General features: G+C 67.4%; 9 protein-coding genes. 7 read left to right on the plus strand and 2 right to left on the minus strand.

Features of this window, described 5'->3' with window-relative positions:
* Positions 1-162: 162 nt before the first annotated feature.
* The 3 genes from AC08OQ_RS13085 (at position 163) to AC08OQ_RS13095 (ending at position 3,692) form a co-directional block, all read left to right on the plus strand.
* Positions 163-762: a hypothetical protein gene (locus AC08OQ_RS13085; protein ID WP_476612079.1), complete on the plus strand. Its 600-nt coding sequence runs from the start codon at positions 163-165 to the stop codon at positions 760-762.
* Positions 763-2,370: 1,608 nt separating this feature from the next.
* Entirely contained in the window at positions 2,371-2,949 is a 579-nt protein-coding gene (locus AC08OQ_RS13090; protein WP_476601360.1) for a hypothetical protein, read from the plus strand.
* A gap of 29 nt (positions 2,950-2,978) precedes the next feature.
* Positions 2,979-3,692: a hypothetical protein gene (locus AC08OQ_RS13095; protein WP_476601359.1), complete on the plus strand. Its 714-nt coding sequence runs from the start codon at positions 2,979-2,981 to the stop codon at positions 3,690-3,692.
* Between the two features lie 38 nt (positions 3,693-3,730).
* On the opposite strand, the gene AC08OQ_RS13100 is transcribed toward AC08OQ_RS13095, so the two are convergent.
* Complete coding sequence (locus AC08OQ_RS13100; RefSeq protein ID WP_476601358.1) at positions 3,731-4,240, minus strand: PH domain-containing protein; 510 nt, start codon at positions 4,238-4,240, stop codon at positions 3,731-3,733.
* Positions 4,241-4,289: 49 nt separating this feature from the next.
* Complete coding sequence (locus AC08OQ_RS13105; RefSeq protein ID WP_476601357.1) at positions 4,290-5,177, minus strand: biotin--[acetyl-CoA-carboxylase] ligase; 888 nt, start codon at positions 5,175-5,177, stop codon at positions 4,290-4,292.
* A gap of 206 nt (positions 5,178-5,383) precedes the next feature.
* On the opposite strand from AC08OQ_RS13105, the gene AC08OQ_RS13110 reads away from it, so the two are divergent.
* The 4 genes from AC08OQ_RS13110 to AC08OQ_RS13125 all read left to right on the plus strand — a co-directional run bounded on the left by AC08OQ_RS13110 (position 5,384) and on the right by AC08OQ_RS13125 (position 9,712).
* Positions 5,384-6,979, plus strand: a complete 1,596-nt coding sequence (locus AC08OQ_RS13110) for an acyl-CoA carboxylase subunit beta (protein ID WP_476601356.1) — start codon at positions 5,384-5,386, stop codon at positions 6,977-6,979.
* A 125-nt stretch (positions 6,980-7,104) separates the two neighbouring features.
* Entirely contained in the window at positions 7,105-7,356 is a 252-nt protein-coding gene (locus AC08OQ_RS13115) for an acyl-CoA carboxylase subunit epsilon (RefSeq protein WP_462187315.1), read from the plus strand.
* A gap of 116 nt (positions 7,357-7,472) precedes the next feature.
* Positions 7,473-9,230, plus strand: a complete 1,758-nt coding sequence (locus AC08OQ_RS13120) for an acetyl/propionyl/methylcrotonyl-CoA carboxylase subunit alpha (RefSeq protein ID WP_476601355.1) — start codon at positions 7,473-7,475, stop codon at positions 9,228-9,230.
* A gap of 71 nt (positions 9,231-9,301) precedes the next feature.
* Positions 9,302-9,712, plus strand: coding sequence for a DUF5313 family protein (locus AC08OQ_RS13125; protein WP_462203569.1), 411 nt, complete (start codon positions 9,302-9,304; stop codon positions 9,710-9,712).
* The last annotated feature ends 234 nt before the right edge of the window (positions 9,713-9,946 follow it).

A 9,946-nucleotide genomic window follows, 5' to 3' on the forward strand; every position in this document is an offset into this window, starting at 1 on the left:
GGTCACAGCAGGCCACGCCGAGCCAACATTACGCACAGTTACCAAACTGGCTGGGGTCTCACGCCCACCCCGGTTAACTTCGAAGACCCGTTATCCGCCGCCGGGGGCGCCCCCCGGCCCGGCGGCTCTCAACGTCGGCGTAACACCATCATCGCTGCGGCGGTGGCGGCGGCACTCCTCCTGATCATTATTCCGGTTGTGCTCCTCTCCGGAGGTTCCGACAACCCGGGCACGGTGACCGCGCCCGACAGCCCCAGCGCCTCACCGACCTCGACAAACCCATCGTCATCGCCCTCGCCAAGTCCAAGTCCAAGCGCGAGTCCGAGTCCCTCGGCGCAGTTCACCCCGGCGCAGCACGCCCTGCTGGCCAAGCTCGACTCGTCCGTGATGACGGACTGCGAGCCCAACGGCGAAGCCGAGGGCGGCCACATCAAGGCGTCGTTATTCTGCAACTCGGATGATGGGAAGGTGGTGGCTGCCTACTCCTACGCGACCACCAGTGATCTGAGCAGCGACGTCGAGGTGCGCAAGTCCCTGGTCAGCACCACCGGCGGCAAATGCGAGCAGGGCGGCGACGAGGTCTTCACCTGGAACTTCCACGAGGGTGCGACCCAGGGCACGGCCGTCTGCAACGTGCGTGATGGTGATCACTTCATCTTCTGGTCCTACAATTCCACGTTGGTCTCCTTCATGGCGACCGGCCCCGACGGGGCGGCCCTGTACGAATGGTGGAGTAATTTCGATCCGGTGCCCAAGACCTGACGTCGCGGTGGACGCCGCCGGGACGCGGCCACGTCCGCACGGCGGGGTGCTGCTTGCTGTGGCTTCGATCTTGCCTGCTTGCCTTCGGCCGGGCGGGTGGTGATAGAGCAGTATTTGTGACGCAGTAGCCTGACATCGCCCATATCCGAGCGGTGAGGGGCCTACGCTGGGGTTGCACCTGTCACCCATCTCGGGAGGAACCGTGCCCAGCCCCGGCCAAGGCGACGACGAAGCGTCGCGGGTGTCCGAGCCACCGCCGGCCTCGCCGCGGCCAGGGAGCGGCCCCGATCCAGACCCGGACGAGCCTGACCGGACCATCCTGCATCCACTACACCCAGGACCGGGACCAGGGGTGGGGCCGGGGCATGCCTTGTCGCCTCCGCCCTACACGAATCCGGTCTCACCGCCGTCGGCCCTGGGCTCGGGACCGCTGTCGGGTTCCAGACCGCAAGGTCCGGTTCTGCCACCGGGCCCGCCGGTTCCCACGGTTCCCCCTCACTTCGGGGGACTGACCGGTCCGGGTGGCCCGCCGGGGCCGCCCGGCCCCTCCACTCCGTCCTGGCCGCCCGCTCCCCCCGGGCCACCCGGATCTCTCGCCCCGCCTGGATTCGCCCCGCCCACCGGCCCCCCACCTCGTCCGCCCGGGCGGATCAGCCTGGTCCGGGCGGACAGGGACCACCGACTCCGCCTGGCCTGCCGGCTCGGTCGGGGATGCAGGGACCTCCCGGGCCCCCGGGACCCCCTGGGCCGCCCACAGGCATGGCCGGCCCGCCCGGTCCGCTCTACTACGGCTCGCCAACCAGATCCAGCAACGCTGAGTCCCCGGTGACCTTCGAGCCTCCCCTGTCTCCCGGAACCCCGTCGGCTCCCGGAACCTCGTCGACCGTGGAATCCCTCTCGGTTCCGGGGTTCCCGTCCACTCCGGAACGGCCGTTCCCGCCGGGGCCCCCGTCGGGCCCGGACCTGCCGCCGCCCCTGCCTTCGGGACCTCGGACGTCCTCCGGACTGTCGATGTCCCCACACCACGCCCCATCGTCACCATGGCCGGACGACGGCGACCTCACCTACCGCCTGACCCCACCCAGCCCCCCGCCCACCGGACGGCCCGGCATCCAGGGCAGCGACATTAACCAGCCCGGAACCCTCACGGCCGGAACCGGCACCGGGCTCGGCACGAACGGTGACACGGCCTTCCTCGGAGCCTTCGGGGCCCGGGGCAGGTCCACGGACGGCGTTGACGCGCATGTCGCGCCGTCCGCACCGCCCATCGGTTATCCGGCGCCGGCTCCCGGAGCGACAATCGGTGTCAACCCGCCGAACGGATTCCCTCCGGTGAGCGGGACGCCTGTCCCGACCGGCGGCTTTCCAGCGCCGGCACCCGTCAATCTCCTCGGCACGTCCGCCCCCTCGGTCGACACGGCCACCGCCACACGGCTCGGCGCACCTGCGGAATCCAGACGGCCCTCGTCGTTACCGGGGCTGTTGCCGGGACTTCCGCCACCGGAGCCGCCCGCCCACCCGACAGGAATCCCCGCCAATGCGGCCGGGCCCGAGCGCGCCGTAGCCCCCTTGGCCAAGCGCGGCACAGCCTCCCGGCACGAAGTCAGCGTGGATCGACGCCTGCTGTTCGCGGGCGGCGGCCTCCTCCTGGCCCTGGTGATCCTGCTCGGAGTCGTCGTGTTCACCGGCGAGGACGGCACCGACACGACGAGCGGACAATCCGTCGCCACAACATCGGCCACCGGAGCGTCGGGGAACGGTGGACAGCCGGCCGGCAATCCACAGGAGATCCTCCGCTCGCTACTGAACCCGGTCGTCATGACGGGATGCGCCGTCCCCACACACCGTGACAGCGCCTATGCCGACGCCGCCCTCGTCTGCAAGGATCCCAGCGGCATCGAGGTCACCGCGTTCCACTTCCCGAGTCAGTCCGCCATGGACCGACAGATCGGCGCCCGTGAAACGTACTACTACGACGAGGGGAACTGCGACGACGGCCAGCAGAGCTCGGAGCGGTGGAGCTCGCCGGCCGAGTCGACCGGTAGCACCCGGCTGTGCTACTTCTTCGCGAAGCGTTTCTACGCGTTCTGGACCTACGACGACTATCGAATCGCGTTCTCCGCGGATGATCAGGATCCGGGTAACCTCAACAGATGGTGGAAGTCGTTCGATCCACTCCGTCATTGAGCTGACCTTCCTCGGGAGACCGGATACCTGTGAACGGTTCCGAAGACGGATTCCCGCGGAATCCGGCCGACGGTGACGAGGATCCATCCAGTGGAACCGACTCGTGGTGGCGTCGCGGGCCCCTCACCGCGATCATCTTGATCATCGTGGCTCTGATCGCGGGTGGCGTCACCATCGGACTCGCCGTGACCCGCGATCCGAGCGACAGCCCCACCGGTCGCCACCCGTCGGCGGCCGGCACGACGGGCACGGGAGGCACCATGGCCTCCGGAGCGGCCGGCGTCGGACAGTCGCCGGGCCCGACGCTCGATGCCGCCGAGGCACGGCTGCGGTCCTCGCTCAAGCCGTTCGCGATCGGCGAGTGCGCGAGTGCGCCGCCCAGCGAGGGACAGGCGGTACCCGGTGGCGTGGAGGCGGCCCTCAGCTGCGTCCCCGGGGTGGCGACCGATGCTCCGGCCCCCGCTCGAATCCTCGTCCTGCGTTACCCGGACGCCTCGGCCCTGGCCCGCGACATCGCCCACCGGTCCGCAGCCCTCGCCGGCGTCGGCAACTGTTATCAGGGGCAGACCGGCATCGAGCGCTGGGCACGCAGCTCCCGACGCCGTGGCACCTTCCTGTGCGATGCAGGACCCGGTCGGTTCTCGGTGTTCTGGACGGTTGACGACGAGCGTCTCGGTTTCGCCACGGAGGATCCGCAGGCCGACAAACTGCTCGCATGGTGGCGGGAGTTCGACCCGGTGTGACGGATCGGCCGTGCTTGCTGCCTCCGGCCGTCCCGGCGTCAGGCCCCCGGATAGCCCCGTGACTGGTAGGGCGCGGAGAGATCGGCAAGGGTTTCCTGCACCCGCTCGGCGTGCGGCATGCACGACAGGCTGACCCGGCCCCGCTGCCCCACCGTCTCAATGATCAGCTCACCCGAGCCCAGAACCCGGTCGAGGACGTTCTGCTGCACGGTCGCACCAACCAACCAGGCGAACGGGACATCACGCCCAACCCGCGTGACGACCCCTTCGCGGATCATCAGTCGATGGTTCGTCACGACGTAATGAGTGGTCATTCGACGTAGCCATGGCATCACACTCAGATAACCGATTGCACCGAAGGCGACCAGAAGCACGAGGTACTGGATAGGCTTCTGCAACACCCCTCCGGGTGCGAAGAAAACCCCCAGCACGGCGAAAAGGAGGGCGGCAACCGTCCAGAGCGCCGGGACTACCAGGCTGACCCAGTGCGGGTGCAGATGGAGGACAACCTCTTCGTCCTGGGTGAGGATATCGTCGGGAAACGCCACGGCAACGATCGTCGCATCTCGGGCTGACAGATCGCTGCCGGGTCCCTCGTCACCGCAGGTGAACGATGTCGGCGGCGCTGTAGGGTCGCCCGTCGACGACGAGCCGGCCGTCGGGGTCAACATCGGTGGCGGTCCCGAGCACCGCCGAACCGTCCGGCAGCTCGACGCGCACCCGCCGGCCGATCGTCGCGCACACCCGTAGGTACTCCGCGCGAGCCGCTTGCGGGTCAGCCTCCCAGCCAGTGATCGCCCCGACGAGATCGGCGAGTACCACCCCGAGCAGCTCGGTCCGGTCCAGAGCCGCCGGAAGCGCGCCGCTGAGCAGCAGGCTCGTCGACCGCTCCGGGAGCTCGTCACGCTCCGCCATGATATTCAACCCAAAACCGATAATCACCGAAGGTGACGACAGTGGGATCTGGACGACCTCGACCAGGATGCCGGCGAGCTTCGCATCGTCGACGAGAACGTCATTGGGCCATTTCAGGACTGCGGGAACCGCCGCCACCTCACGTAGCGTCGCCAGGAGCGAGGTTCCGACCACCATAGGCAGCCAGCCGAGCAGGGACATCGCTACCCGGGGTCGCAGCAGCAGCGAGACCGTCAACCCGGCGCCAGGGCGAGACTCCCAGGATCGGTCGAGCCGGCCACGACCCGCCGTCTGCCGTTCGGCGACGAGAACCTGTCCCCGGCCGCGGGCGGTGTCTTCGCCCCGGGCGATGCGCGCCAGCGCGGCGTTGGTCGAGTCGATCTCCTCTACCACCGTCAGGTCGAGGCCAACCGCGGCGGCACGGGCCGCGAGGCGTGCGGCGTCCAGCGGTTCACGTGTTCCGATGGACGCGGATCGCCCCTCCCCGACAGAGCGGGCCCGAGGGGACGTCGGCGAGGGCTTGCCGGGCGGGAGCTTGCCGGACGCGGGCTGCTCGGGAGAGGGTCCCACGGGTGAAGGCTCCTTCGAGGGTGACACCGGTCCACCCTGCCAGACCGTCCGGTCACCCGCCGGCGACTCGGGCGATCAGCGGACGATCAGCAAACTGATCCGGGATACGGTTAACTCACCAGAGGCCCACGAATCTCGCCTATCCGGTGAGATCCGCTGCACATCAATCACACGCGTGGACCCGCGGGGGTCGTACGCTGCCGGTTATGGCTCTTCCCGCGCCCGCAGAGGATTCCGCTCCCGACCCGCACACCACCGCAGGCCGACTCGCCCAACTGCGGCGCGTGAACGATGATGCCGTCCACGCCGGGTCCCAGCGAGCGGTCGACGCGCAGCATGCCAAGGGCAAGATGACAGCCCGCGAACGGGTCGAGGCCTTCCTCGACCCCGGGTCGTTCGTCGAGACCGACGCCTTCGCCCGCCATCGCGCGCACGACTTCGGCGTCCAGGCCAACCGGCCGTATGGCGACGGCGTGGTGACCGGGTACGGGACTGTCGACGGCCGGCAGGTCTGCGTGTTCAGCCAGGACTTCACCGTTTTCGGTGGCAGCCTGGGTGAGGTCTTCGGCGAGAAGATCGTCAAAATCATGGATCTTGCGTTGAAGACGGGCTGCCCCGTCGTGGGTATCAACGACTCCGGCGGAGCGCGTATCCAGGAGGGCGTCGTCTCCCTCGGTCTGTACGGCGAAATCTTCTACCGCAACGTGATGGCCTCCGGCGTCGTCCCACAGCTCTCACTGATCATGGGACCCTGCGCCGGTGGCGCCGTGTACTCGCCGGCGATCACCGACTTTACCCTGATGGTCGACCAGACCAGCCACATGTTCATCACTGGCCCCGACGTGATCAAGGAAGTCACCGGCGAGGACGTGGGCATGGAGGAACTGGGTGGCGCACACACCCACAACTCCCGCAGCGGTGTCGCGCACTTCCAGTCGGCCGACGAGACGGAGTGCCTCGAGCTCGCCCGTGCGCTGCTGTCGTTCCTTCCGTCGAACAATCTCGACGACGCCCCGAGCTACGACGCCGTGGACGATCTGGACGCCGAGATCGACCCGGATCTCGACACGTTCATCCCCGACTCCCCGAACACTCCGTACGACATGCACCAGATCATCGAGCGGCTCCTCGACGAGGGTGACTTTCTCGAGGTCCACACCCAGTTCGCCCAGAACATGATCGTCGGATTCGGCCGGGTGGATGGACGTTCTATCGGGGTGGTCGCCAACCAGCCGATGCAGTTCGCCGGCACCCTCGACATCGACGCCAGCGAGAAGGCCGCCCGGTTCGTCCGGACCTGCGACGCATTCAACATCCCGGTGCTGACCCTGGTCGACGTCCCCGGCTTCCTTCCCGGCACCTCCCAGGAGTGGAACGGCATCATTCGCCGTGGCGCCAAGCTGATCTACGCCTACGCAGAGGCCACCGTACCGAAGGTGACGGTGATCATTCGGAAGGCCTACGGCGGTGCCTACGACGTCATGGGGTCCAAGCACCTGCGGGCGGACATCAACCTCGCCTGGCCGACCGCCGAGATCGCGGTGATGGGCGCCCGGGGTGCCGTCAACATCATCTATCGACGGGATCTAGCCAGGTCCGAGTCACCGGAGACTCGTCGGGCAGAGCTGATCCAGGACTACACCGATCACTTCGCGACCCCTTACATCGCGGCGGAACGGGGCTATCTCGACGCGGTCATCAGCCCGTCGGCAACGCGGTGCGATGTCATTCGAGCGATGCGTCTGCTGCGTACCAAACGTGAATCCCTGCCACCGAAGAAGCACGGCAACATCCCGCTATAGACGGGATCTGCCGTCGCCAGCTCGCCGGAAGGAGGATCTCCCCGACGGAGATCTCCCGGGCCTCAGAGGTCCACGGACGGCATACTCACGACGCACCAGCTACTCGAGGTACCGAGGAGAGAAACGTGGTTCAGGACGATGACAGGCGGGCGAGTCGGCCTCGGCTGCAGCTGATCCGCGGCGAGGCGACGCCGGAGGAGATCGCCGCTGTGGTGGCGCTCCTGACGGCTCGTGCCGCTCCCTCGTCGGCGCCGGCCACCCGCCGTTCATCCTGGGCCAGCCCAACGCTGGCGCTCCGTGGCAGTCTCACCACCGGACCGGGCGTGTGGCAAAGGTCCGGGATGACGCCGGGTGCGCGCACTCGAGCCGACTGGTGATCAACCGATAGGCATGACGCCGGGATGTCTGCAGCATCACATCTGGGTACAACGGCAGCAAAATGTTCGGCCCGACTCACCTACACTCAGGCAGGCCGGACGAGGACGGGAGCGACGTGCGTAAGATCCTCATCGCCAATCGGGGAGAAATCGCGGTTCGAGTGGCCCGCGCCTGCCGCGACGCCGGATACACCAGCGTCGCAGTATACGCGGAACCGGATATCAATGCCCTGCACGTACGCGTTGCTGACGAGGCATTTGCGTTGGGGGGCACGACCCCTGGTGATTCATACCTGCGCATCGACAAAATTCTCGATGCCTGCAAGTCCTCCGGGGCCGATGCCGTCCACCCGGGATACGGTTTTCTCTCGGAGAACGCGGACTTCGCGGAGGCCGTGATCTCCGCAGGCCTCACCTGGATCGGCCCGCCGCCGGAGGCCATCCGCCGTCTCGGGGACAAGACCGCGGCCCGGCATATTGCACTAGCGGTCGGTGCGCCGCTCGCACCTGGCACCGCAGACCCCGTGGCCGGCGTCGATGAAGTTGTCACCTTCGCCAAGCAGTACGGCCTTCCGGTTGCCATCAAGGCCGCTTTTGGTGGCGGAGGGCGCGGGCTGAAGGTCGCTTGGACCGCGGAGGAGCTCCCCGAACTGTTCGACAGTGCCGTCCGGGAGGCGGTCGCGGCGTTCGGTCGCGGAGAGTGCTTCGTCGAGCGGTACCTGGACCAGCCCCGCCACGTCGAGACCCAGATCCTGGCGGACACGCACGGCAACGTCGTCGTGGTCGGTACCCGCGACTGCTCGCTCCAGCGCCGTTACCAGAAGCTCGTGGAGGAGGCGCCGGCACCGTTTCTCTCGGAGGCTCAGCTCCACTCGCTGTACGACGCCTCGAGGGCGATCTGCAAGGAAGCCGGCTATATCGGGGCCGGGACCGTCGAGTTCCTCGTCGCCCGCGATGGCATGATCAGCTTCCTTGAAGTCAATACCCGCCTCCAGGTCGAGCATCCGGTAACCGAAGAGGTCTCCGGAGTGGACCTGGTTCGCGCCCAGTTCCGCATCGCAGAGGGTGAGGCACTCGACTTCACCGATCCGGCTCCTCGCGGTCACTCCATCGAATTCCGCATCAACGGTGAGGATCCCGGCCGTAACTTCCTTCCCGCCCCCGGCACGGTCACCAAGCTGATCGCGCCGGCCGGCCCCGGCGTCCGACTCGATACCGGCATCGAAAGCGGCAGCGTCATCGGCGGCGCTTTCGACTCCCTGCTCGCAAAGCTCATCATCACCGGAGCAACCCGGCAGGAAGCTCTGCAGCGGGCTCGGCGCGCCCTCGACGAGATGATCATCGAGGGAATGGCGACGGCACTGCCATTCCACCGCGCGGTCGTACGGGATCCCGCCTTCGCCCCGGAGGACGCCGCAGAGCCTTTCCGTATCCACAACCGCTGGATCGAAACCGAGTTCGACAACACCATCCCGGCCTTCGCGGGAGGGACTGAGGCCGACACCACCCCCGAGCCGCGGGAGACCGTGGTTGTCGAGGTAAGCGGCAAACGCCTCGAAGTCGTGCTACCCGCCGGATTCGGTTCTGCCCCCGTCGCCGCTTCCCGGGGAGCGGCGCCCAAGCGGCGCGCTCGCGGCACGGCTGCGGCCAAGGTCACGGGCGACGCCCTGACCAGTCCCATGCAGGGCACCATCGTGAAGGTCGCGGTCAACGACGGCGACGCTGTTTCCGCGGGTGATCTGATCATTGTTCTGGAAGCGATGAAGATGGAACAGCCGATCAACGCGCACCGGGATGGCACGGTCACCGGACTGGCTGCGGCCGTCGGCGCCGTTGTCACCAGCGGCACCGTGCTCTGTGAGATCAAAGACTAGAACGCACCGAAGCTCGACCTGCCCACCGTCGGCTGCCACCTCTCCACCGCAGACTTCATAGGCTGCGAGGTATGGACGGTAACGACAGCCCGACGGTGAGCGGCCAGGACCGGGAGCTGGCGGTGGCCCGCCCAGTCGTTCAGCGACCACCGCTGACCGGGCGAGTGCACTACCTGCTTGGGGGGACCCTTCCTCCGGCCTACAACGACTGGGTCTCGCATGACCTCACCGGCCCCGGCTGGAGGCTGCGCCAGGCGGCACGGCCCTTCCTGCTGATGTTGCCCTTCGCGCTGATCTTTTCCCTGCTGCCCGGTGAGTTCGGAGTCCGAGCCGTCGTCGTCGCGTTTCTTCTGATCTCTGGGATCGGGCTCGGCTTCGCCACCAGCGGGTTCTTCCGGAACCGCCGACTGGAACAGCATGGCTTTCCTCCGGTTTTCCCCACGAGCGATGATGAGGACAAGGAGGACGGGGACACGGAGTGATTTAACCAGGGATGTCACATTTCTCAGCTTTTCGCTTACTCGGACCGGTGCACCTCGGGCCGGAGGCGGCCCTCGATAACAACATCCGCCAGATACTGCTCTGGTGATATGTGATATCGGCGCCCCTCTGGGCTCGTCCAGACGAAATGCCCAGGCTTGTCCTGGCGCAACCTCCAGTCCTTCCGTGGTAAACATTCACCTGCTTTAGCGATCTTGCTGTGGGTGACGGTTCAC

The organism is Frankia sp. CcCS3 (genome assembly GCF_977927575.1).